Source organism: Roseateles paludis (assembly GCF_039872745.1).
Classification (GTDB): domain Bacteria; phylum Pseudomonadota; class Gammaproteobacteria; order Burkholderiales; family Burkholderiaceae_C; genus Pelomonas; species Pelomonas paludis.
Genome location: NZ_JBDPZD010000005.1, coordinates 241329 through 265019, shown reverse-complemented (window position 1 = coordinate 265019; position 23691 = coordinate 241329). Strand labels below are relative to the sequence as shown.

The 23691-nt window shown below is 66.6% G+C and carries 19 protein-coding genes; 14 read left to right on the top strand and 5 right to left on the bottom strand.

Annotated features, from left to right (window positions below; all coding sequences use genetic code 11):
• Window positions 1-32: 32 nt before the first annotated feature.
• The 3 genes from parC to ABDJ85_RS16735 are packed head-to-tail and all read right to left on the bottom strand — an operon-like array spanning window position 33 to window position 5027.
• Window positions 33-2369 carry a DNA topoisomerase IV subunit A gene (gene parC / locus ABDJ85_RS16745; RefSeq protein WP_347705933.1) on the bottom strand — a complete coding sequence of 779 codons (2337 nt, stop codon included), beginning with the start codon at window positions 2367-2369 and terminating at the stop codon, window positions 33-35.
• Window positions 2366-3034, bottom strand: a complete 669-nt coding sequence (locus ABDJ85_RS16740; protein ID WP_347705932.1) for a lytic transglycosylase domain-containing protein — start codon at window positions 3032-3034, stop codon at window positions 2366-2368. Before ABDJ85_RS16740 ends, parC begins: the two co-directional genes overlap by 4 nt.
• Window positions 3027-5027, bottom strand: coding sequence for a DNA topoisomerase IV subunit B (locus ABDJ85_RS16735; protein ID WP_347705931.1), 2001 nt, complete (start codon window positions 5025-5027; stop codon window positions 3027-3029). Before ABDJ85_RS16735 ends, ABDJ85_RS16740 begins: the two co-directional genes overlap by 8 nt.
• Window positions 5028-5083: 56 nt before the next feature.
• On the opposite strand from ABDJ85_RS16735, the gene ABDJ85_RS16730 reads away from it, so the two are divergent.
• The 5 genes from ABDJ85_RS16730 (at window position 5084) to bamC (ending at window position 10603) form a co-directional block, all read left to right on the top strand.
• The gene (locus tag ABDJ85_RS16730) at window positions 5084-6541 is read left to right on the top strand and encodes an amidohydrolase family protein (protein ID WP_347705930.1); all 1458 of its coding nucleotides are present in this window, start codon (window positions 5084-5086) and stop codon (window positions 6539-6541) included.
• Between the two features lie 51 nt (window positions 6542-6592).
• The gene (locus ABDJ85_RS16725; protein ID WP_347705929.1) at window positions 6593-7801 is read left to right on the top strand and encodes an MFS transporter; all 1209 of its coding nucleotides are present in this window, start codon (window positions 6593-6595) and stop codon (window positions 7799-7801) included.
• A gap of 112 nt (window positions 7802-7913) precedes the next feature.
• Window positions 7914-8423 carry a class I SAM-dependent methyltransferase gene (locus tag ABDJ85_RS16720; RefSeq protein WP_347705928.1) on the top strand — a complete coding sequence of 170 codons (510 nt, stop codon included), beginning with the start codon at window positions 7914-7916 and terminating at the stop codon, window positions 8421-8423.
• Window positions 8424-8471: 48 nt separating this feature from the next.
• Window positions 8472-9353, top strand: a complete 882-nt coding sequence (dapA, locus tag ABDJ85_RS16715; RefSeq protein WP_347705927.1) for a 4-hydroxy-tetrahydrodipicolinate synthase — start codon at window positions 8472-8474, stop codon at window positions 9351-9353.
• 80 nt (window positions 9354-9433) lie between these two features.
• Entirely contained in the window at window positions 9434-10603 is a 1170-nt protein-coding gene (bamC, locus tag ABDJ85_RS16710) for an NlpB/DapX family lipoprotein (RefSeq protein WP_347705965.1), read from the top strand.
• A gap of 500 nt (window positions 10604-11103) precedes the next feature.
• Here bamC and ABDJ85_RS16705 read toward each other — a convergent pair whose 3' ends face one another.
• Window positions 11104-11511 (bottom strand): hypothetical protein, encoded by a 408-nt coding sequence (locus ABDJ85_RS16705; RefSeq protein ID WP_347705926.1) that lies wholly within the window; start codon window positions 11509-11511, stop codon window positions 11104-11106.
• 89 nt (window positions 11512-11600) lie between these two features.
• Complete coding sequence (locus ABDJ85_RS16700; protein WP_347705964.1) at window positions 11601-12713, bottom strand: JmjC domain-containing protein; 1113 nt, start codon at window positions 12711-12713, stop codon at window positions 11601-11603.
• Between the two features lie 36 nt (window positions 12714-12749).
• On the opposite strand from ABDJ85_RS16700, the gene ABDJ85_RS16695 reads away from it, so the two are divergent.
• From ABDJ85_RS16695 to pheS, 9 genes are all read left to right on the top strand, one after another.
• A complete protein-coding gene (locus ABDJ85_RS16695; protein ID WP_347705925.1) occupies window positions 12750-13271 on the top strand; it encodes an FKBP-type peptidyl-prolyl cis-trans isomerase in 522 nt (173 codons plus the stop codon).
• A gap of 53 nt (window positions 13272-13324) precedes the next feature.
• On the top strand, window positions 13325-15655 hold the full coding sequence (locus tag ABDJ85_RS16690) for a Tex family protein (RefSeq protein WP_347705924.1): 2331 nt from the start codon (window positions 13325-13327) through the stop codon (window positions 15653-15655).
• 187 nt (window positions 15656-15842) lie between these two features.
• Window positions 15843-18041 carry a TonB-dependent receptor plug domain-containing protein gene (locus ABDJ85_RS16685; protein ID WP_347705923.1) on the top strand — a complete coding sequence of 733 codons (2199 nt, stop codon included), beginning with the start codon at window positions 15843-15845 and terminating at the stop codon, window positions 18039-18041.
• A 12-nt stretch (window positions 18042-18053) separates the two neighbouring features.
• Window positions 18054-19142 (top strand): patatin-like phospholipase family protein, encoded by a 1089-nt coding sequence (locus ABDJ85_RS16680; RefSeq protein WP_347705922.1) that lies wholly within the window; start codon window positions 18054-18056, stop codon window positions 19140-19142.
• 184 nt (window positions 19143-19326) lie between these two features.
• The gene (gene thrS / locus ABDJ85_RS16675) at window positions 19327-21234 is read left to right on the top strand and encodes a threonine--tRNA ligase (protein ID WP_347705921.1); all 1908 of its coding nucleotides are present in this window, start codon (window positions 19327-19329) and stop codon (window positions 21232-21234) included.
• 68 nt (window positions 21235-21302) lie between these two features.
• Complete coding sequence (gene infC / locus ABDJ85_RS16670; protein WP_347705963.1) at window positions 21303-21848, top strand: translation initiation factor IF-3; 546 nt, start codon at window positions 21303-21305, stop codon at window positions 21846-21848.
• 120 nt (window positions 21849-21968) lie between these two features.
• Window positions 21969-22172, top strand: a complete 204-nt coding sequence (gene rpmI / locus ABDJ85_RS16665) for a 50S ribosomal protein L35 (RefSeq protein ID WP_028601240.1) — start codon at window positions 21969-21971, stop codon at window positions 22170-22172.
• 27 nt (window positions 22173-22199) lie between these two features.
• A complete protein-coding gene (gene rplT, locus ABDJ85_RS16660; RefSeq protein WP_025564000.1) occupies window positions 22200-22556 on the top strand; it encodes a 50S ribosomal protein L20 in 357 nt (118 codons plus the stop codon).
• Between the two features lie 88 nt (window positions 22557-22644).
• Window positions 22645-23688 carry a phenylalanine--tRNA ligase subunit alpha gene (gene pheS, locus ABDJ85_RS16655; RefSeq protein ID WP_347705920.1) on the top strand — a complete coding sequence of 348 codons (1044 nt, stop codon included), beginning with the start codon at window positions 22645-22647 and terminating at the stop codon, window positions 23686-23688.
• Window positions 23689-23691 lie beyond the last annotated feature (3 nt).

Here is a 23691-nt window from a genome sequence, read left to right as displayed (position 1 = left end):
GGCAAGCGTTTCAGCTGTGTGTCGGCTTTCAATCAGCTGGATGGAACGCTCAAGGTCAGCGCCCGGGTCAAGCCCTCAACAGGTTTGCCCTTGCGGGCCCGTTTTCCGGCGAATTGGACCAGGGCGCTGGCCTTCAGCAGCTCTTCCTTGGCCTTGCCACCTCGCCCTGTCCCGATCACCCGCAGGGCGTTCGAGAAGCAAGCGACCGCAAGCAGGCGCTCCTTGGCATCCAGGTCCATGAGCGTCAGGCCGCGCCCGCCCTTGGGCTGATGCTTGAGCTCGTCGAGGGCAAAGCTGAGCAAACGGCCGGAGCTCGCCAGGGCCGCCAATTGCGTGGCGGCCGGAGAAGGCGGCGGGATCAGCGCCAACAAAGGCGCCTCGCCGGCTTCCAGCGTCAGGAAGGTCTTGCCCCCCTTTTGGCGGCTCACCAGGTCCGCAACCTGGGCGATCAGTCCGTAGCCTTGTGTTCCGGCAAGCACGAGCTGAGTCGCCGGGGCAGCGGCCAGGTAGTGCGCAATCTGCGTCCCCGCCTCCAGATCGATCAGGGTGGTGATAGGTTGGCCGTCCCCGCGTCCGCCAGGCAGCGTCGAGACCAGCACCGAATAGACCCGGCCATTCGAGCCGATCACGATCAGCGGGTCCACGGACCGGCACCGGAAGGCTCCCCACAACCCGTCGCCCGCCTTGAAGGTCTGGGCAGCCACGTCCACCTCGTGGCCCTTGAGCGCCCGGATCCAGCCCTTCTGGCTGACGATCACGGTGACGGGCTCGTCGACGATCTTGACCTCGGCGACCACGCGCTTTTCCGCCTGGATCAAGGTGCGGCGGTCGTCGCCAAACTGCTTGGCGTCCTGCTCGATCTCCTTGATGACGGTGCGGCGCAGCGCCGTGGCCGAGCCCAGGATGTCCTGCAGCTTGGCGGCCTCGTCGCGCAGGTTGGAGAGTTCCTGCTCGATCTTGATGGCTTCCAGCCGCGCCAGTTGGCGCAGGCGGATTTCGAGGATGTCTTCGGCCTGGCGGTCGGAGAGCCGGAAGCGGGCAATCAGCGCGCTCTTGGGCTCATCGGACTCGCGGATGATGCGGATCACCTCGTCGATATTGAGCAGCACCAGCTGCCGACCTTCCAGCACATGGATGCGGTCGTTGACCTTGGCCAGGCGGTGCTCGGTGCGGCGGCGGACGGTGTCCTGGCGGAAGCCGATCCACTCGACGAGGATCTGGCGCAGGCTCTTCTGCACCGGGCGGCCGTCGGCGCCGATCATGGTCAGGTTGACCGGGGCGCTGCTCTCCAGGCTGGTGTGGGCCAGCAGGGTGTTGATGAGGTCCTGCTGCTCGACGGTCCGGCTCTTGGGCTCGAAGACCAGACGCACCGCAGCGTCCTTGCTCGATTCGTCGCGCACGGCATCGAGCACGGCCAGCACGCTGGCCTTGAGCTGCAGTTGGTCGGCCGTGAGCGCCTTTTTGCCGAGCTTGACCTTGGGGTTGGTCAGCTCTTCGATCTCTTCCAGCACCTTCTGGCTGCTGGTGCCGTGGGGCAGCTCGGTGACGACGATCTGCCATTGGCCGCGCGCCAGGTCCTCGACCTTCCAGCGTGCCCGCAGCTTGAGGCTGCCCCGGCCGCTGGCATAGGCCGCGCGGATTTCCTCAGGCGCGCTGATGAGCTGGCCGCCGCCAGGGAAGTCCGGCCCAGGGAGCAGGGCAAAGAGCTCGTCATCCGACAGCTTGTCGTCGCGGATCAGCGCGACGGCGGCCGCTGCCACCTCGCGCAGGTTATGGCTGGGCACCTCGGTCGCCAGGCCCACGGCGATGCCGCTGGCGCCGTTGAGCAGCACAAAGGGCAGGCGCGCCGGCAGGTCGATGGGTTCTTGCGTGGTGCCGTCGTAGTTGGCGCGGAAGTCGACGGTGCCTTCGTCGATCTCCTCCAGCAGCAAACGGGCGATGGGCGCCAGGCGCGCCTCGGTGTAGCGCATCGCGGCGGCGCCGTCACCGTCGCGGCTGCCGAAGTTGCCGTGGCCGTCGATCAGCGGATAGCGCTGGGCAAAGTCCTGCGCCATGCGAACCAAGGCGTCATAGACGGACTGGTCGCCGTGGGGGTGGAAGTTGCCGAGCACATCGCCCACCACCTTGGCGCCCTTGACGGGCTTGGCGCCGCTGTTGCCGCTCCAGCCCAGGCCCATGCGCTGCATGGAGTAAAGGATGCGCCGCTGCACGGGCTTTTGGCCGTCGGAGTAGGCCGGCAGGGCGCGGCCCTTGACGACGCTGAGCGCGTACTCCAGGTAAGCCTGCTGCGCGTAGGCGGCGAGCGCCAACTGGTTGCTGTCATCGTCAGCCGCCGGGCTGCCGAAGTCGATCGTGGTCTGCTGGGTCATCCGTGATGCTTGATGTACTGCGCGTGAGCCGGCTGGCTGCGCTGCAGCAAGGCCCAGTACAACTCGAGCACGAGGTGCACATGGGCGCGGGTTTCGTCGATGTCGGGCATGCGATTGCCGGCACGGCGCACCGTGCCCTCGCCGGCATTCCAGGCCGCCAGGGCGGTGTCGATGCGGCCAAAGCGGCGCAGCAGGTCGGCCAGCATGCGCGCGCCGGTCTCGATGTTGATGCGGGGCTCACGCAGGCGCGCGGCCTCGGCGGCATTGGCGTAGCGGCTGGCCGTCTCGGGAGTGATCTGCATCAGGCCCACCGCGCCACGGGGCGACACGGCATCACGCTGGTAGCCCGATTCCACGGCGATCACGGCCTTGAGCAGGTCGGGGTCCAGCCCGTGCGCGCGAGCCGCCTCACGCACCCAGGGCTGCACGGCCTTGACCTCGGGCGCGATGTCCAGCCAGGTGACGAGCGAGGGCGCGCCATCCAGCTTGCCCGGCACACGCATGGCCTGCACGCGGCCCATGACAGGCAGGAAGCGCGCATCCATCTGGCGCGTGGCGAAATGGGCCACGCCGGCGCCATCCACAAAGCCCCAGAGCTCGGCCTGGGCCGGACCGGCCAGACAGGCCAGCCCCACCAGCAGCCAAGGTAGGAGCCGCTCAGACATCCACTTCCACCGCATCGCCGTGCAGCTCCATCAACTCGCGGCGCGACGAGGCCTCGCCCTTGCCCATCAGGCGGTTGAAGAGGTCGGTCGTGGCGTCCACGCCGGCCTCGCCCACCTGGACCCGCAGCAAGCGGCGCGTCTCGGGGTTGAGCGTGGTGTCCCACAGCTGTTCGGCACTCATCTCGCCCAGGCCCTTGAAGCGGCTGATGCTCCAGGCGCCCTCGCGCGCGCCTTCCTTGCGCAGCTTGTCGAGGATGGCGGTCAGCTCACCCTCATCCAGCGCATAGAGCTTGGCGGCCGGCTTCTTGCCGCGCGCCGGTGCATCCACCCGGTAGAGCGGCGGACGGGCGACGAACACATGCCCGGCTTCGACCAGCTTGGGGAAGTGCTTGTAGAACAGGGTCAGCAGCAGCACCTGGATGTGCGAGCCATCCACGTCAGCGTCCGAGAGGATGCAGACCTTGCCGTAGCGCAGGCCCGAGAGGTCGGGGCTGTCACTGGGGCCATGCGGGTCCACGCCCAGGGCGACCGAGATGTCGTGGATCTCGTTGTTCTTGAAGAGCAGGTCGCGCTCGACCTCCCAGGCGTTCAGCACCTTGCCGCGCAGGGGCAGGATGGCCTGGGTCTCCTTGTCGCGGCCCATCTTGGCGCTGCCGCCGGCCGAGTCGCCCTCGACCAGGAAGATCTCGTTGTGCAGCAGGTCGCGGCTTTCGCAGTCGGTCAGCTTGCCCGGCAGCACGGCGACGCCGGAGCCCTTGCGCTTCTCGACCTTCTGGCCCGCACGCTGTCGGGTTTGGGCCTGCTTGATGACCAGCTCAGCCAGCTTCTTGCCATGCTCGACATGCTGGTTCAGCCACAGCTCCAGCGCTGGCTTCACAAAACTAGACACCAGGCGCAACGCGTCACGCGAGTTGAGGCGCTCCTTGGTCTGGCCCTGGAACTGCGGGTCCAGTACCTTGGCAGAGAGCACGAAGCTGGCGCGCGAGAACACGTCGTCGGGCATCAGCTTCACACCCTTGGGTAGCAGGCTGTGCATCTCGATGAAGCTCTTGATGGCGCCAAAGAGCCCGTCCTTGAGGCCGGACTCGTGCGTGCCGCCCGCCACCGTCGGGATCAGGTTGACGTAGCTCTCGCGCATCGGCGCGCCGTCTTCAGTGAACGCCACGCACCAGCTGGCGCCCTCGCCTTCAGCAAAGTTCTCGCTCTCGCCGGCGGTGGCGAACTGCTCACCCTCGAAGAGCGGGATCAAAGGGTCGGCGCTCATGGCCTGGCCCAGGTAGTCGCGCAGACCGCCCTTGTAGAGCCAAGTCGTCGTCTCGCCGGTCTTCTCGATTTTTAGCGTCACGGTGACGCCCGGCATCAGCACTGCCTTGGAGCGCAGCAGATGGATCAGCTCGTTCTTGGGCAGCTCGGCGCTCTCGAAATACTTCGCTTCGGGCCAGACGCGCACCGTCGTGCCCTGCTTGCGGTCACCACCGGCCATGGGCCGCGTCACCACCTGCTGCACCACATCGCCATGCTCAAAGGCGATGCCGGCCACCTGCTTGTCGCGCCAGACGGCCACTTCGAGCCGCTTGGCCAGCGCATTCGTGACCGACACCCCCACGCCGTGCAAACCGCCCGAGAAGCTATAGGCACCGCCTGAGCCCTTGTCGAACTTGCCACCGGCGTGCAGACGCGTGAAGACGATCTCCACCACGGGCACGCCTTCCTCGGGATGCAGGCCGAAGGGGATGCCCCGGCCGTCGTCCGCCACGGAGACGGACCCATCGGCATGCACGGTCAGGTCGATGCGCTTGCCAAAACCCGCCAGGGCCTCGTCCGCCGCGTTGTCGATCACCTCCTGGATGATGTGCAGGGGGTTCTCGGTGCGGGTGTACATGCCCGGCCGCTGCTTGACGGGTTCCAACCCCTTCAGGACGCGGATGGACGCTTCGCCATACCCGTCGGGCGAAGAAGCACTGGATGAAGTTACAGGGTTTCGCGGGGCCATAGGGGCGGGATTCTATGAAGGTAGCATCGCCCGCCATTCCCAAGAATTGCCAGCCCTTGCCGGTTTCCTTCTTCTCCTTGCTGCGTGGCCCCCTGCTGCTGGCCCTGGCCGCCGTGGCTGCTGGCCCGGCCACCGCCCAGAGTCCGCCGCCCGAGGCGCCCTATGAAGCCAGTGCCCCGCTGACCTGGGAGCTCAAGGGCGCGCGCTGGTTTGATGGCCGCCAGATCCAGCGCGGCAATCTCTACATCGAGGGCGGTGTTTTTGTCGCCAAGAAGCCCGCCAAGGTCAACCGCAAGATGGACCTGCGCGGCCAGGTGCTGATCCCCCCGCTGGCCGAGGCCCACAACCACAACCTGCAAACCGCCTGGGGCTGGCAACAGTTTGCGCAGCGTTACCTCGACGAGGGCGTGTTTTATGCCGCCATGCTCTGCGGCGACCCCACCAGCGTGGCCGAGGTGCGCCCCCTGGCCGACCAGCCGGCGGCGCCCGACGTCAACTTCGTGACCGCCTGCGTCACGTCCAGCGACGGTTACCCGCTGGCGACCTTGCTCAAGGACGCCACCCCCGACACCGCCCGCCAGCAACAGCAGTTGGTGCTGCTCGACACCCCCGAGCAACTGGACGCACAGTGGCCCGCCATCCGCGAGCGCGCGGCCGGCGGCATGATCCGCGCCGTGCTGGCCCACCATGAGCGCCCCGAACTGCGCGGCCGGCCCGAGATGTTTGGCCGCCTCGGCCTGTCGCCCGAGACCCTCAGCGCCCTGACGCGCCGCGCCCACGCCGACCAGCTGAAGGTGGCCGCCCATGTCGAGAGCGCCGCCGACTTTGACGCCGCGCTGGCCGCCGGGGTGGACTGGATCGTTCACCTGCCCGGCTACGCCAACCCCCTGGGCGACCCGCCCGAGCGTTTCCTCATCAGCCAGGAAAGTGCCGAGCAGGCTGCCCGCCAAGGCACGGTCATCGTCACCACGGTGGCCGCGACCGAGCTCTTCCAGCCCGCGCCCGAGATGCTGGCGGCGCTGCGCACCGTGCAACGCCAGAACCTTGCGCGGCTGCAAATGGCCCACGCAAAGTTGCTGATCGGCTCAGACGTTTTCATGGGCACCGCGCTGGCCGAAGTGAAGGCTCTAGACCAGCTTGGCGCCCTGCCCCGGCCCGAACTGCTGCGCCTGGCCACGCGCGACACGCCACGTGCCTTGTTCCCGCAGCGGCGGCTGGGCTGCTTCGAGCCCGGCTGCGAAGCCAGCTTCCTGCTGCTGCTTGGCGACCCGCTGGAAGACCTGTCTCACCTCGACCAGCCCCTGCTGCGCGTCAAGCAAGGGCGGCTGCTGACCCAACTGGCCCAGGTGGCCGCCGCCAGCAGCCTGGCCAGCGCCTCCACGGCTGAGCCGCCCAAGAAGGCGGCAGGCAGCAAAAAGGCCGGCAAGGCGGGAAGCAAAAAGCAAGCCGCCAAACCACCCGCCTCCAAGCCTGCGGCCAAGTCGGCCCGCCCGGCCAGCGCCAAGGCACGCTGAATCGACCCCTGCGCCCAGCGGGATTCGGCGCGCTTGGCTACATTCCGGCGGATGCAAGCCACCACCCCATCCCGCACCCTCAGCGCCCAGCAGGTGCTGCTGTGTGGCGCCCTCATCGTCACGCTCTCGATGGGCATCCGTCACGGCTTCGGCTTCTGGCTGCAGCCCATCATCACGGAGCGCGGCTGGACGCGCGAGACCTTCTCCTTCGCCATCGCGATTCAGAACCTGGCCTGGGGGGCGGCTGGCCCCATCGCCGGCATGCTGGCCGACCGCTACGGCGCCTGGAAGGTGCTGATCGGTGGCGGGCTGCTTTACGCCCTGGGGCTGGTGCTGATGTCGGTGGCCGCTGTGCCCTGGGCCTTCACGATGGGCTGCGGCGTCGTGATCGGCATGGCGCAAAGCGGTTGCACCTACGCCGTGATCTACGGCGTGCTGGGTCGTACCGTTGCGCCCGAGCGCCGCTCCTGGGCCTTTGGCGTGGCGGCGGCGGCGGGTTCCTTCGGGCAGTTCGCCATGATCCCCATCGAGACCCTGCTGATCTCCCACCTCGGCTGGCAAATGGCGCTCTGGCTGCTGGCCGGCAGCGCACTGCTCATCCTGCCACTGGCCCTGGGGGTGCGCGAGCCCGAGCGGCCCGTCGTCGTCGGGGGGCAGAGCATTCTTGGCGCTCTGCGCGAGGCCTTTGGCTACCGCAGCTTCCAATTGCTGATGCTGGGCTACTTCGTCTGCGGCTTCCAGGTGGTGTTCATCGGCGTCCACATGCCCAGCTATCTGCGCGACAAGGGCTTGGGGCTGGAGGTCTCCACCGTCGCGCTGATGCTGATCGGCCTGTTCAACATCTTCGGCACCTATGCGGCCGGCATGCTGGGCCAGCGCTTCCCCAAGCGCTACCTGCTCTCCGGCATCTACGCCCTGCGAGCGGTAGCCATCACGCTCTTCGTGACGCTGCCCCTCTCGCCGATGTCGGTCTACCTGTTCTCGGCCGTGATCGGCTTCCTGTGGCTGTCCACCGTGCCGCCAACCAATGCCGTGATCGCGCAGATCTTCGGCCCGGCGCACATGTCGATGCTGGGCGGCTTCGTTTTCCTGAGCCACCAGGTGGGCAGCTTCCTCGGCGTTTGGCTGGGCGGCCGCCTCTATGACGCGACGGGCAGCTATGACGTGGTGTGGTGGCTGGCGGTGGCGCTGGGCGTGTTCGCCGCCTTGATCAACCTGCCGGTTCGCGAGTCGCCGATTCGCAGGATGGCGGCCGCGTGAGATCGGCCTGGGTCGCCGTAGCCGTTGGCGCCGTCTTGCTGCTGGTGGCGCTCGCCTACCTGCGCCCCGGGGTCATGGTCCGGTTGGCCGACTACGTTTGGTCCTGCGTCGGATGACGGCTCCGTCTCGCTGGCTGCAGGATCACCTCCCCGCGCAGCGCGGCAGCTGCCTCGACGTCGCCTGCGGCAGTGGGCGCAACCTGCGCTGGCTGGCCGCACAAGGCTGGCAGGTGACCGGCGTGGACCGTGATGCCGAGGCCATCGAGCCGCTACGCGCGGTGGCTGACGTCATCGTGGCCGACATCGAAGCCGGCTCGTGGCCCCTGGCTGGTCAGACGTTCGACCTGGTGCTGGTGTGCAACTACCTGTGGCGCCCCTTGCTGGGCACGCTTATGTCCAGCGTGGCGCCCGGAGGTAGCCTGATTTACGAAACCTTTGCAAACGGACAGCAGCGCATCGGGCGCCCCTCCCGGCCCGACTTTCTGCTCCAGCGCGCCGAGTTGCTCACGCACTTGCGCGGCTGGGACGTCACCGCGTTTGAAGACGTGTTCGAGCCCGCAGGCCCTGGCGGTGTCAACGCCCGCTTCGTCCAGCGCGTTGCGGCCCGGTGGCCGCAACTTTGACAGGGCGGGCGCCCATAAAATCGCCCGACTGACTCCCCTACTCTCCCCATGATTCCCTTTACCGGCAGCATCGTCGCCCTCGTGACCCCCATGCTTGAGGACGGCAGCGTCGACTACCCGGCGCTCAAGCGCCTGATCGACTGGCACATTCAAGAGGGCACGGCCTGCGTCTGCGTCGTCGGCACCACGGGTGAATCGCCCACCGTGGATGTCGAGGAGCACTGCCAGATCATCAAGACCGCTGTCGAGCATGCGGCTGGTCGCATCCCCATCATGGCCGGCACCGGCGCCAACTCGACCCGTGAGGCCATCGAACTCAGTCGCTTCGCCAAGCAGGTCGGCGCTGACTGCTCACTGTCTGTGGTGCCCTACTACAACAAGCCGTCTCAAGAGGGCATCTACCAGCACTTCAAGGCCATCACCGAGGCGGTGGATCTTCCGACCATGCTCTACAACGTCCCCGGGCGGACGGTGGCAGACATGCTCCCGGACACCACCTTGCGCTGCGCTGGCCTTCCCGGGGTGTTCGGCATCAAGGAAGCCAGCGGCAACATTGAGCGGGCGGCTTACCTGATCAAGCACGCGCCAAAGGGCTTCCACATCTACTCGGGCGATGACGGAACGGCCATCGCCCTCATGCTGCTGGGCGGACATGGCAATGTCAGTGTGACGGCCAACGTTGCGCCCCGCGCCATGGCCGACATGTGCCGAAAGGCGCTGGCCGGCGACGCCATCGGCGCTCGGGAAATTCACCTGCGTTTGCTCGGTCTGCACAAGCAACTGTTCTGTGAACCCAGTCCAGCACCGGCCAAGTGGGCCATGCATCAATTGGGTCTGTGCGGCGAGCACCTACGCTTGCCGCTCACGCCGCTCACGGCCGCAGGCCAGGCGGCTGTTGGCCAAGCGCTCACCGAGGCGGGCTTGCGCTGAGCTTTGACAGTGATCTGCTCTGGTCTAATGCGCGACTGCCTGGGCGGCCTTGGCCGCCCCACCCGGAGATTCCCAGCGTGATGTCCCATACCCCGTTCACCGTCTCGGCCGTTCGCGCAGCAGCGGTGGCTCTGATCGTGTCGCTCAGCGCCTGCAGCACGATCGAGAGCATGTTCCCGACCGACAAGGTCGACTACCGCACCAACGCCCGCCAGACCCAAGGCCTGGAAGTGCCCCCGGACCTCAGCCAGCTGGCGCGCGACAACCGCGCCCAGGTTCAGGATGGCGCGATCACCGCGTCGGCCTTGAATGCAGTGCGTGGCCCGACACCTTCCGGCTTGCAAACCGTCGCGGCCGGCACCGTGGCGCCTGCCTCGGTCGGCGACATCCGCATCGAGCGATCCGGCAGCGAGCGCTGGTTGCACACCTCGCAGACGCCTGAGCAGGTCTGGCCTCAGGTGCGTGCCTTCTGGCAAGAGCGTGGCCTGGAGATTGCCAAGGAACAGGCCGACATCGGCTCCATGGAGACCGGCTGGGCCGAGAACCGCGCCAAGCTGCCCCAGGACATCATCCGCTCCACCATCGGCAAGCTGTTTGATGGCCTCTACTCGACCGGCGAGCGCGACATGTACCGCACCCGGGTCGAGCGCAATCCCAGTGGCGGCACTGACATCTACATCAGCCATCGCGGCATGCAAGAGGTTTACACCACGCAAAACCGTGATCAGACCGCGTGGCAAGCCCGTCCCGTGGACCCGCAGCTCGAAGCCGAGATGCTCTCGCGCCTGATGTTGAAACTCGGCGGACGAGCCGAAGAGGTCAAGCTGGCTGCGGCAGACGCCGCGCCGACGCCTGCCCGGCCCGCCGGCAGCCTGCCTGGCCCCGACTTCCGCAAGCGCATTCCGCTCAGCGAAGTGCCTGAGTTCCTGACCCTGAACGAGCCCTTCGATCGCGGCTGGCGCCGCGTCGCCCTGGCGCTGGACCGCCATGGCTTCACCATCGAAGACCGTGACCGCAGCGCCGGCCTGTTCTACCTGCGCTACGCCGACCCCGAGAAGGCCGGCCAGGAAGAGCCCAACTTCATCATGAAGTGGTTTGGCGCCAAGTCCGTGGCCCCGAACCGCTACCGTGTCTCCGTCAAGACCGACGCCGGCAAGACCACCGTCCGCATCCTGGATGAACGGGGTCAGCCGCAGTCCAATGACGATGCCAAGCGCATCCTGGGCTTGCTCATGGAAGACCTGCGCTGATTCAGCCCGCACCAATGAAAACGGCCTCTTCGGAGGGCGTTTTCATTGGTGCTCAGCAAAAGCGTCGGCCCAAACAAAAGCCGCCAAGGCTTGCACCTTGGCGGCTCTTGCAAAACCGGGACTGCGATTACTTGGCGGCAGAGGCGGCCGAAGCAGCGTCAGCGGCGGGCGCCGAGCCAGCGTCAGCGGCGCTAGCGGGAGCCGAAGCGGCTTCAACGGCCGGAGCGGCGGAGGCGGCCGGAGCGGGGGCCGGAGCAGCTTCTTCAGCCTTCTTGCCGCAAGCGGTCAGGGCCACCAGCGCGACCAGGGAAGCCAAAACGATCGACTTATTCATACTTGTCCTCAAAGGATTAAAGAGACGGTGCACACCAAATCTTGGGTAACGGCGATGTCGCTGTACATTCAAGCAACCCACCATTCCCGGAAGAACAAGACGCGGAAAACCTCGAGCGCTTCCCTCGCCTAGCCCGCAATTATAGGGGGCTCACACCGGTTTCCTTTCACAGACCTAACGTGGTGCACGGGAATGCGTCGGGTGAACGTTGCGCTACTGCATCAAACCAGTGCCAGTTTTGGCTGAACGTGGCTTGGTCAGTGAACAAAACGCCCCGCCAGCGGGCCTTTTCGAGTAGCCGCAAGCCGCGAACACCCGCCTCGCCCCCGTCTATCAGCAGCAGGGCCACCGGCAGTTCCTGCTCGGGAGCATCGTCGGGGATCGCTTTGGCTTCGACCAGGTGGTCATAGTCACGCCGCCAGCGCACGAAGCGCGGCTGGCCCTGCAGCAAAGCCTCGTAGTGCAGCGCCAGCAGCTTCAGTTGGCGCCCCCTGCCCGCCCAGCGCTGGAGGGCTTCGAGGGCCTGCGGCCGGGACCAGGGCCAATCGGCAAAGTCTGGGTCAAAGGCGGCCATGCTGCGCGCCTGGTGCTCACCGGCCCAGGCGAGCAAGGACAGCACCGCATCCTGGAAAGCCAGCCGGCCCTCGAACGCGCTGGATTCGCTCATGCGCCCTCCCCATGCAGCCAGCCAGCTTCGGCCCACTGGCTCACCAGCTCCTGGGCGCCCGGCGAGAGGCGCTGCAGTTCGCGGGCCGACAAGGATCGCTCGTTCGCCAGCTTGCGCATGATCTGGGCGTCTCGGCCCCGGGCCAGATAGCTCTCGCCGTTCAGGAACACATGCTTGGCATCGAAAAGCATGCGGCTGCGGCGATCGAGCTTGACGCCCTGACCAGGCTGCCAGTCGCCACCCGCATCAAACCAGACGCGAGGCTTGGGCTCGGTCAGCCACTCGCCCAAAGCCTGATCGAGCGCCTGGGGCGCAGCCAGCGCAGCCGCCACGGCCTCACGGGCAAAGGCCTGCAGGGCTGCGGGCACCTCGCCCGGCGCTTGCACGGCGGGCTGGCCCGGGTCGGCGTAGCGCCGCTCGGCAGTGGCCCTGGCGGGCTCCAGCCGCGAGAGCAACTCGGCCGCTAGTTCAGCCTGGGTGCCCGCCCGGAATCCCACCGATGCCGTCATGCAGCCATCGCCCACGGCAATGCCGTCGTGCGCCCAGCGCGGCGGCAGGTAGAGCATGTCGCCGGGGCCGAGCAGGAACTCGGCTTCAGGCTGGAAGTTCTCGATGATGCGCAGCGGCATATTGGGCTTGAGCCTGGCGTCCGGCTGTCGGCCGATGCGCCAGCGGCGCTGGCCGGCCACCTGGATCAGGAAAACGTCGTAGGAGTCGAAGTGCGGCCCCACACCGCCGCCATCGCTGGCATAGGAGACCATCAGGTCATCCAGCCGCGCCTCGGGCACAAAGCGAAAAGCGTCGAGCAACTGGCGGGCCGCAGGGACATGCTGGTCGAGGCCTTGCACCAGCAAGGTCCAGCCCGGCTTGCTGCGGGCAGGCAGACGGGCGATGGGGCCATGGCGCAGGCGCCAGCGCCCGTCGAAAGCCGAGACCAAGCGGGACTCCACGTCCTCGCTGGCCGCCAGGCGCGCCATGTCCTGCGGTGTCACGGGCGAAACGGGGGGCACGGCGCCGCGCACCAGCAGCGGCTTCTTGTGCCAATGCCGCCGCATGAAAGTGGCGGGGCTGATGCCGCCCAGCAGCGGCGTTGGGACGTCGATGTCGATCATGCCGGTCATTGTGCCGAGCCTATGATCCTGGCCATGCAAGTGTCCCGCCCCTGTGTTGTCTCCCTGCGCTGGAGACTTGAAGACGCCCAAGGTCAGCTGATCGACGAACTGACCGAGCCTATGGAATTCCTGCATGGCGGGGATGACCTCTTTGCCAAGGTCGAAGCGGCCCTGGAAGGCCAGGAAGTTGGCTTCGAGACCAGCCTCGCGCTCAACCCCGACGAAGCCTTTGGCGACTATGACGCCGACCTGGTCTGCTTCGAGGCACGCAGCCTCTTCCCCGATGGGGTCGAGGTTGGCATGCAGATGGAAGGCCTGCCCGAAGGGGCCCAGTCCGAAGGCATGCCGACCGAGGCCATCTACACCGTGACCGAGGTCTACCCCGAGCATGTGGTGCTGGACGGCAACCACCCGCTGGCCGGCATTGGCCTGCGCATGCACCTCAAGCTGCTGGACGTGCGCCCGGCCACCGAGGCCGAGGTCGAGGCCGGCGGCATTGCCGAGCCGCTCTTCAGCGTCCAGACCGGCGCTCCGCCGGACGAACCGCTGCACTGACTCTTCCCCCTTTTCTTTTTGCTTGAGGCGCCCCTGCGGCGCCGGATGTCGTTGTGGATTCCCAGATCGTTGCCCAGATTGCCGCCGAACTGCAGGTGCGGCCCCAGCAGGTGCAGACCGCCGTCGAATTGCTCGATGGCGGCGCCACCGTCCCCTTCATCGCCCGCTACCGCAAGGAAGCCACCCAGGGCCTCGACGACACCCAGTTGCGCGAGCTGGAGAGCCGCCTTGCCTACCTGCGTGAGCTGGCTGAGCGGCGCATCGCCGTGCTCAAGAGCATTGCCGAGCAAGGCAAGCTGACGCCCGAACTGCAAGCCGCGATTGCCGCCGCGCCCACCAAGCAGGAGCTGGAAGACCTCTACCTGCCCTACAAGCAAAAGCGCCGCACCAAGGGCCTGATTGCGCGGGAGGCCGGCCTGGAGCCGCTGGCCGATGCGCTGTTCGCCGACCCCAGCCTGGAGCCGCTGACCGAGGCCGCCCACTTCCTCAACCCCGATGCCGGCTTTGCCGATGCTCACACGGTGCTCGACGGCGTGCGCGACCTGCTCTCCGAGCGCTGGGCCGAAGACGCCGTGCTGGTGGGCAAGCTGCGCGAGTGGCTGTGGGAAGTGGGCCTGTTCCAGTCCAAGCTTTGCGAGGGCAAGAGCCCCGACACCCCCGACCACGCCAAGTTCCGCGACTACTTCGACTACGCCGAGCCGATCCGCACTGTGCCCTCGCACCGCGCGTTGGCGGTGTTCCGTGGCCGTGGCCTGGAGCTGCTCGACGCCAAGCTGGCGCTTGACGAAGAGCCCGTGCCTGGCAAGCCCGGCCTGGCGGAGGGGCGCATCGCCACCCACCTCGGCTGGCGCCACGCCAACCGCCCGGCCGACGAGCTGATCCGCAAGACCGTGGCCTGGACCTGGAAGGTCAAGCTCTCGCTCAGCCTGGAGCGCGACCTGTTCGCCCGCCTGCGCGAGGCTGCCGAGGCCACGGCCATCAAGGTGTTTGCCGAGAACCTGCGCGATCTGTTGCTCGCCGCCCCAGCCGGCAAGCGGGTGGTGATGGGCCTGGACCCCGGCATCCGCACCGGCGTTAAGGTGGCCGTGGTGTCGGACACCGGCAAGGTGCTCGACACCAGCACCGTCTACCCCCACGAGCCCAAGCGTGACTGGGAAGGCGCCCTGCACACCCTGGGGCGGCTGTGCGCCACGCATGGTGTCAACCTCATCGCCATCGGCAACGGCACGGCCTCGCGTGAGACCGACAAGCTCGCCGCCGACCTGCTCAAGCGCATCGAGCAGCACGCACCCGGCACGGGCCTGCAAAAGGTCGTGGTCAGTGAAGCGGGTGCCTCCGTCTACTCGGCCTCGGAGTTCGCCTCCAAGGAGCTGCCTGACCTCGACGTCTCGCTGCGCGGCGCGGTCTCCATCGCCCGGCGTTTGCAGGACCCGCTGGCTGAGCTGGTCAAGATCGACCCCAAGAGTATTGGCGTTGGCCAGTACCAGCACGACGTCAACCAAAGCGAACTGGCCCGCGCGCTGGACGCCGTGGTCGAGGACTGCGTGAACAAGGTGGGCGTGGACCTGAACACCGCCTCCAGCGCCCTGCTCTCACGCGTGTCGGGCCTGTCCCCCAGCGTGGCGGCCAGCATCGTGCGTTGGCGCGATGCGCACGGTGCCTTTCGCAACCGGCAGCAGCTGCTCGATGTCACCGGCCTCGGCCCCAAGACCTTCGAGCAGGCGGCTGGCTTTCTGCGCATCCGCGAGGGCGACAACCCGCTCGACTTCAGTGGCGTCCACCCCGAGACCTATCCGCTGGTCGAGCGCGCGCTCGGCCTGCTCAAGCGCCCCGCCGCCGAGGTGATTGGCCGCAGCGAGGTGCTGCGCAGCCTCAAGCCCGAGCTGTTGGCGGACGAGCGCTTCGGCCTCATCACCGTCAAGGACGTGCTGGCCGAATTGGAAAAGCCGGGCCGCGACCCGCGACCCGACTTCAAGGTCGCGCGCTTCAACGACGGCGTCGAGGACGTGCGCGACCTGCAGCCCGGCATGGTGCTGGAGGGCACCGTCAGCAATGTGGCGCAGTTCGGGGCCTTTGTGGACCTGGGCGTGCATCAGGATGGGCTCGTCCACGTCAGCCAGCTGAGTCACAAATTCGTCACCGACGCCCGCGAGGTGGTCAAGACGGGCGACGTGGTCCGGGTCAAGGTGTTGGAGGTGGACCTGGCACGCCAGCGCATCTCGCTGACCATGAAGCTCGATGCCGCGCCGCCGCGCGCTGGCAGCGGAGGCGAGCGCAACGCCTACCGCCCGCCCGCGCGTGGTGAACAGCCGCGTGCGCGGCCAGAGCCCAGCTCCGGCGGGGCCATGGCTGCCGCCTTCGCCAAGCTGCAGACCAAGCGCTGAACCACCCCGCATCCACACCCTGAGTCAGCACGGGCTGACCTTCGGCACCTCGGGGTATCCCCTGCGATGATCCAATCGCGCCCGGCAGCCGCCGTTCGCCCTCCCCTTTCGACACTTCGTCGCCCCCTTGCGGCGCGACTCACGGCGTGCGGGCAGCATGCCGCCTTCCTTTGCTCCGGAGCCCCTTTTGAAGTCGATTTCCCTCGCCACCCTGCTGTTGCTAAGCCCCGCACTGGCGCTCGCGCAGCAGGAGGTTGACCGCGCCCAGACCACCACCCCCGGCACCCAGAACCAGCTCGACCGTGTCGAGGTGCGCCGCACCCAGACCGACACCGACCTGCGCCGCCGCGAGCCTGTGGCCAAGCAGCTGTATGGCCGTGACGAGCTCGACAAATACGGCGACACCCAGCTCTCCGACGTTCTCAAGCGTCTGCCCGGCATCAATGTCTCCGGTGGCCAGCTGCGCATGCGCGGCCTGGGCGGCGCCTACACGCAGATCCTGGTCAACGGCGAGCCTGCGCCCCCGGGATTCAGCCTCGACAACCTCAACCCCGCCCAGGTCGAGCGCCTGGAAGTCACCAAGGCGCCCACCGCCGACCAGAGCGCCCAGGCCATTGCCGGCACGCTCAACATCATCCTCAAGGACGCGCCCCGCGTGGTCCAGAAGGACGCCCGCATCGGCTTTGCCTACGCGGCTGAGAAGCCGGTGCTCAATGCCGGCTTCACCTACGGCGACCGAGCCATTGGCGGTTTGGGCTTTGTCCTGCCCGTGTCGTTTTATCAATGGCACTTTGCCAACGACTCGGAGAGCGAACGCCTGGGGCGTGATCGCTTCGGTCAGCCCCAACACCTGAGCAGCAGCAGCCAGGACAAGGCCTTTGGTCGCGGCATCAACTTCTCGCCCCGCCTGACCTGGAAGCTGGGCGACGACGAGTCCCTGTCCCTGCAGGGCTTTGCGGTGCAGAACCGCTTCCGCAACGAGGGCGAGAGCGTCACGCAAGTGCTGCTGGGCAGCGCGCCGCCGAGCGTGCTCGACACCACGCGCAACCGTGGCACCTTTTCGGCCACGCGGCTGAACCTGCAATACAACAACCGCTTCGACGAAGACAAGCGCATCGAGCTGCGCGCAGGCGTGGGCAGCGGCGGCGCGGACTTCAACTTCAGCCTGGCCGGCCGCGACGCCACCGGCAAGCCGACGGTGGACCGCGTGACCTCGGGCGACAACAAGAATCGCCAGGCATCACTCGCCGGCAAATACAGCCAATACGCTGGTGAGGCGCACACCGTCACCACCGGCGCCGAGGTCGAACGCCGCACCCGCAACGAGCAGCGCCGCACCGTCGAGAACGGCGTGGACCTGCTGCCCGGCCTGGAGGGACAGCCCTTCGACGCCCGCATCACCCGCAGCGCCGCTTATGCGCAGGACGAGTGGGAGATCAGCCCGCAGTGGTCGGCGTATGCCGGCGTCCGGCACGAGCAGATCAAGACCATCAGCACCGGCGTGGGCAGCGACTTCAGCAGCACCAGCAAGGTCACCACGCCGCTGCTGCACGTCAACTTCAAGCCCAACCCCAAGGGCCGCGACCTGGTGCGCGCCAGCCTGACGCGCAGCTACAAGGCGCCCGATGTGCAGCAGCTGATCGCCCGGCCCACCATCAACACCAACTACCCGACCACCGGCCCCAACACCGAGACGGCCCCCGACCGCACCGGCAACCCCAACCTCAACCCCGAGCTGGCCACCGGCCTGGACGTGGCCTGGGAGAAATACCTGCCGGGTGGCGGCATGTTGTCGGTGGGCGTGTTCCACCGCCGCATCAATGGCCTGATCCGCAACAGCCTGGCGCTCGAGACCGTGTCGTGGGCCAGCGGCCAGCGTTGGGTGGCCAAGCCCATCAACCTGGACCGTGCCACCACCGAAGGCCTGGAGGTCGAGGTCAAGGGCCGTGCAGCGGAACTTTTCCCCTCGGTGTTCGAGCCCACCACTGCGCTCAGCCTGCGCGCCTCCTTGAACGTCTACAAGTCCAAGGTGGGCGGCGTGCCCGGCCCTGACAACCGGTTGGAGGGCCAGCAGCCCTGGCAGTTCAACTTCGGGGCTGATTACCGGATGAAGTCCCTGCCGGTGTCGATGGGCTTCTCGGCCCAGATCGCCCCCAAGTTCAGCGTCCAGCAGACGGCGCTGCAGCGCCAGGAGAACCTGCCCAACCGCTCGATGGATGCCTTTGTGATGGCCCAGCTTTCACCCAAGGATGGCGTGCGCGTGGCCGTCAACGGCCTGCTGGCCTCCAAGCAAGGGTCGATGACGTCCTTCCCCACCGGCGAATTCAACTGGAACCGCCGCGTGCCGCCGACTTGGTGGTCGGTGAACTGGGAACACAAGTTCTGAACCCAAGCGCCCATGGCTGAGGTGCTGCGCGTCCTCGCCGGTCCGGTCGCTAGGCAGCGGCTGGCCGAGCGCGGACTGCAGCCCGCAGACGTCGGGCTCGTCCCCGCCGCAGCGGGTGGCCCCAAGGGGCTGGTCCTCAACGGGCTGGATCGTTTCCTGTTTGGCGATTGGCTGCAGCGCAGCCAGCAGCCTGTCCACCTCGTCGGCGCCAGCATTGGCGCCTGGCGAATGGCCACGGCAGCCCGGGCGCACCAGGACGCTGACGCGGCCTTCCGCGACATGGCCGAGGCCTATGTCACCCAGCGCTACGACACGCTGCCGGGCGAGAAACGCCCGCGCCCAGCCCATGTCAGCGAGCGTTTTGGCGACATCCTGTCTACTTGGTTCTCTGGCCGTGAGGCCGCCGTGCTGGGCCACCCGCGCTGGCGCTTGCACGTCGTGACCTCGCGCGGCCGCCACCCGCTGTTGCGGCGCGAGGGACGCTGGCGCACGGCAGCCGGCTATGCCGGCGCCTTCGCGAACAACCTGATCAGTCGGCCTGGGCTCGCGCGATGGCTGGACCGCGTGGTGTTCTCGGACACCCGCACAGCGCTCCCGCTGCCGCTGGCCGACTTTCCGACGCATCGCGTCGACCTCTCCGCCGCCAACTTGCGCCCGGCCCTGCTGGCCAGCTGTTCCATCCCGTTCTGGCTGCAAGCCCAGCACGATCTGCCCGGCGCGCCGCAGGGCGCGTACTGGGACGGCGGCATCACCGACTACCACCTGCACCTGGACTACCGCCCGCTGCTGGCTACCGAGACGCCGTTGGTGCTCTACCCCCATTTCCAGCCCCATGTCGTGCCAGGCTGGCTCGACAAGGCGCTCAAGAACCGACACCGCAGCACACCGTTTCTGGACAACCTCGTGCTGCTCTGTCCGCACCCAGACTGGATCGCCTCGCTGCCTGGCAGCAAGCTGCCCGACCGCAACGACTTCATGCAACTCGACGACGCGACGCGGCAAGCGCGTTGGCGCCATGCGGTGTCTGAGAGCGCTCGTCTGGCCGAGGCCTTTGACACCTTGACGCGACAGCCCAGCCTCCAGGCCGAGCCCCTCCCGTAGAATCGCGGCTCCCTTCCATAGCAAGAGCGAGAAAGGCAACTTGGTTATGACACCGCGAACTACCCCGACCGTCACCACGGAATAGTCGGCCGCGGCTTGTCACGCCTTTCGCCCTTCACGGGCCCAACAACAAAGCGCGGCACCCGGCCGCGCTTTTTGTTTTTCAGCTCCGAGGAGCAGACCCATGATCTCTATCCAACTCCCCGACGGCTCGCGCCGTGAGTACCCCGCAGCCCTGACGGTCGGCGATGTCGCCGCCAGCATCGGCACCGGCCTGGCCAAGGCCGCACTCGGCGGCCGTGTCGACGGCAAGCTTGTCGACCTCTCCCACCTCATCACCCAGGACGCCAGCCTGGCCATCGTCACCGAGAAGGACGCCGACGGCCTGGAACTGATCCGCCACTCCACCGCCCACTTGCTGGCCTATGCGGTGAAGGAGCTCTTCCCCGAGGCCCAGGTCACCATCGGCCCGGTCATCGAGCACGGCTTCTATTACGACTTTTCCTACAAGCGCCCCTTCACGCCCGAGGACTTGGCCGCCATCGAATCCAAGATGGTCGAACTCGCCAAGAAGGACGAAAAGGTCGAGCGCCGCGTGCTGCCGCGTGACGAGGCCGTGGCCTATTTCAAGGGTCTCGGTGAGCACTACAAGGCCGAGATCATCGAGAGCATCCCGAGCAACGAGGACGTGAGCCTCTACCGCGAGGGCAAGTTCGAAGACCTCTGCCGGGGTCCCCACGTGCCCAGCACAGGCAAGCTCAAGCACTTCAAGCTGATGAAGGTGGCCGGCGCCTACTGGCGCGGCGACCACCGCAACGAGATGCTGCAGCGCGTCTACGGCACGGCCTGGACCAGCAAGGACGACCTGCAGAAGTACCTGACCATGCTGGAGGAAGCCGAGAAGCGCGACCACCGCAAGCTGGGCCGCGAGTTGGACCTCTTCCACATCGACGAGCACGCTCCTGGCGTCGTCTTCTGGCACCCCAAGGGCTGGACGGTGTGGCAAGAGGTTGAGCAGTACATGCGCCGCGTCTACCGCGACAACGGCTACCAGGAGGTCAAGGGCCCGCAGATCCTCGACAAGACGCTGTGGGAGAAGACCGGCCACTGGGACAAGTACCGCGAGAACATGTTCACCACGGAGTCGGAGAAGCGCGACTACGCGCTCAAGCCGATGAACTGCCCAGGCCACATCCTGATCTTCAAGCAGGGCGTCAAGAGCTACCGTGACCTGCCGCTGCGCTTCGGCGAGTTCGGCCAATGCCACCGCAACGAACCCACCGGCGGCCTGCACGGGATCATGCGCGTGCGCGGCTTCACGCAGGACGATGGCCACATCTTCTGCACCGAGGGCCAGATCCAGGCCGAGGTCACCGCCTTCACGACCCTGCTGCAGAAGGTCTACAAGGACTTCGGCTTCAACGACATCATCTACAAGCTCTCGACGCGGCCCGAAAAGCGCATCGGCACCGAAGAGAGCTGGGACAAAGCCGAGGCCGCGCTGGCCGAAGGCCTCAAGGCCTCAGGCTGCGACTTCACCTACCTGCCCGGCGAAGGCGCGTTCTACGGCCCCAAGATCGAATACACGCTGAAGGACGCCCTCGGTCGCGAATGGCAGTGCGGCACCATTCAAGTCGATCCCAACATGCCCGAGCGCCTCGACGCGGCCTTCGTCGATGAAGACGGCGAGCACAAACGCCCCCTGATGCTGCACCGCGCCATTGTCGGCAGCCTGGAGCGATTCATCGGCATCCTGATTGAACAACACGCCGGCGCCCTGCCCGTTTGGCTGGCTCCGACCCAGGTCGTGGTCTGCAATATCACGGATGCCCAGGCCGACTACGTCCAGGAAGTCGTGAAATCGCTGCAAAAACAAGGGCTTAGGGCTCAAGCTGATTTGCGCAACGAGAAAATCACCTATAAAATTCGCGCGCATTCCGTCCAAAAGCTGCCGTACATCCTTGTCGTGGGTGACAAGGAGAAGGCAAATGGCAGCGTTGCGGTGCGCGCCCGGGGCAACCAGGACCTTGGTGTGATGCCTCTGCAGGACTTCCTCTCCAGGATCTCCGCAGACATCACGAACAAGGCCTGACCAGGTTCGGGCGCGTTTTGTTTTTTCTGGGTGCCAGCGCCTGAGGCACCCGACGAAAGGTTTTCACCATCGCTACTTTTGCCGACCGTCGTGCCATCCCGGAGCGCAAGCACCGACTGAATCGCGAAATCATGGCTCCCGAGGTTCGCCTCAACGGCCCCGAGAACGAGCCGATCGGCGTCGTTTCCATCCAGGAAGCCCTCCGCATGGCGGGCGACATGGACGTGGACCTCGTCGAGATCTCGGCGACGGCGAACCCGCCTGTCTGCCGGCTGATGGACTACGGCAAGTTCAAGTACCAGGAGCAAAAGCGCGCTGCGGAGGCCAAGGCCAAGCAGAAGATCATCGAAATCAAGGAAGTCAAATTCCGTCCGGGCACGGACGAAGGTGACTACCTGATCAAGATGCGCAACCTGCGCCGTTTCATCGCCGAAGACGGCGACAAGGGCAAGGTCACGCTGCGCTTCCGGGGCCGCGAGATCACGCACCAGGAAATCGGCATGCGCCTGCTGGAACGGATCCGCGACGAACTGGCCGATGTGGCGATGGTGGAGCACATGCCCAAGCTCGAAGGCCGCCAGATGATCATGGTGCTGGCGCCCAAGCGTAAGTAGCAGGTTTTGCAGTTTGGCCGGTGGGTTTGGTCGCCCGCCGGATCACAAGTCTCCTGAGGCCAACAAGCGTGCCGGGCTCTCCGACACCGCCCCAGGGACATAACGAAGAAGGAGCATTACATGCCCAAGATGAAGACCAAGAGCAGCGCGAAAAAGCGTTTTCGCGTTCGTCCGGGTGGCACCGTCAAGCGCGGTCAGGCGTTCAAGCGCCACATCCTGACCAAGAAGACCACGAAGAACAAGCGTCAGCTTCGCGGCGCTGTGAACGTGCACGAAACCAACATGGGCCATATGGCTCAAATGTTGCCTTTCGCCGGTCTGTAACCCCACCAAGACTCAAAGGAGAAACACATGCCTCGCGTCAAACGTGGTGTTACCGCTCGCGCCCGTCACAAGAAGGTCCTGGCCCTGGCCAAGGGCTTCCGCGGTCGTCGTAAGAACGTCTTCCGCATCGCCAAGCAGGCGGTGATGAAGGCGGGTCAATACGCCTACCGTGACCGCCGCACCAAGAAGCGCGTTTTCCGTCAGCTGTGGATTGCCCGTATCAACGCCGCGTCGCGTGGTCTGGGCCTGTCTTACAGCAAGTTCGTGGCGGGTCTGAAGAAGGCCCAGATCGAGATCGACCGCAAGGTCCTCGCCGATCTGGCCGTCAACGACCCGGCTGGTTTTGCCAGCATCTTCGCCAAGGTGAAGGCCGCGCTCGCCTGATTGCGACCCGCCCCGACTCGCGTCGGGGACCGCAACTTATCGGGGCCGGCCCATCGTGGTCGGCCCCTTTTTTGTTCATTTGTCCCGAATGTCTGATCTCGACGCTCTTCTGGCCGCCGCGCAAGCGGACTTTGCCGCCGCCCCGACGCCCGCCGAACTGGAAAACGCCAAGGCGCGCTTCCTCGGCAAGTCCGGCCGCGTGACCGAACTCCTCAAGGGCATGGCCGCCCTCAGCGTCGAGGAGAAGAAGACGCGCGGCGCCGAGATCAACCAACTCAAGGTCGGCATCGAGACCGCCTTGACCGCACGCCGTGATGCCCTGGCCGCCGCCGAGCTCGAAAAGCAGCTCAAGGCCGAAGCGCTCGACGTCACCCTGCCCGGCCGCCAACGCGGCACTGGCGGCCTGCACCCGATCACCCGCGCCATGGAGCGCATCGAGGCCATCTTCGGCTCGATGGGCTTTGACGTGGCCGATGGCCCCGAGATCGAAACCGACTGGTTCAGCTTTTCCTCGCTGAACAACCCCGAGAACCACCCTGCCCGTTCGATGCAGGACACCTTCTACGTCGACATGAAGGACGAGAACGGGGCCTGGCTCAACCTGCGGCCGCACACCAGCCCGATGCAGATCCGCTACGCGCAGGCCCATGCCAAGCGCCATGCCGGGCTGGCGACCATGCCTGAGATCCGCGTGATCGCCCCGGGCCGCACCTACCGCGTGGACAGCGACGCCACACACTCGCCGATGTTCCACCAGGTCGAAGGCCTCTGGGTTGGCGAGAACATCAGCTTCAAGGACCTGAAGGCCGTCTACCTCAACTTCATCACGGCCTTCTTCGAGACCGATGCGCTGCAATTGCGCTTCCGCCCCAGCTACTTCCCCTTCACCGAGCCCAGCGCCGAGATCGACATCATGTTCGAGAGCGGCCCGCTCAAGGGGCGCTGGCTGGAGGTCTCTGGCGCGGGCCAGGTGCACCCGCAAGTGATCCGCAACATGGGCCTCGACCCAGAGCGCTACATCGGCTTTGCCTTCGGCTCGGGCATCGACCGCCTGGCCATGCTGCGCTATGGCGTCAACGATCTGCGCGCCTTCTTTGATGGCGATCTGCGCTTCCTCGCCCAGTTCAAGTAATCC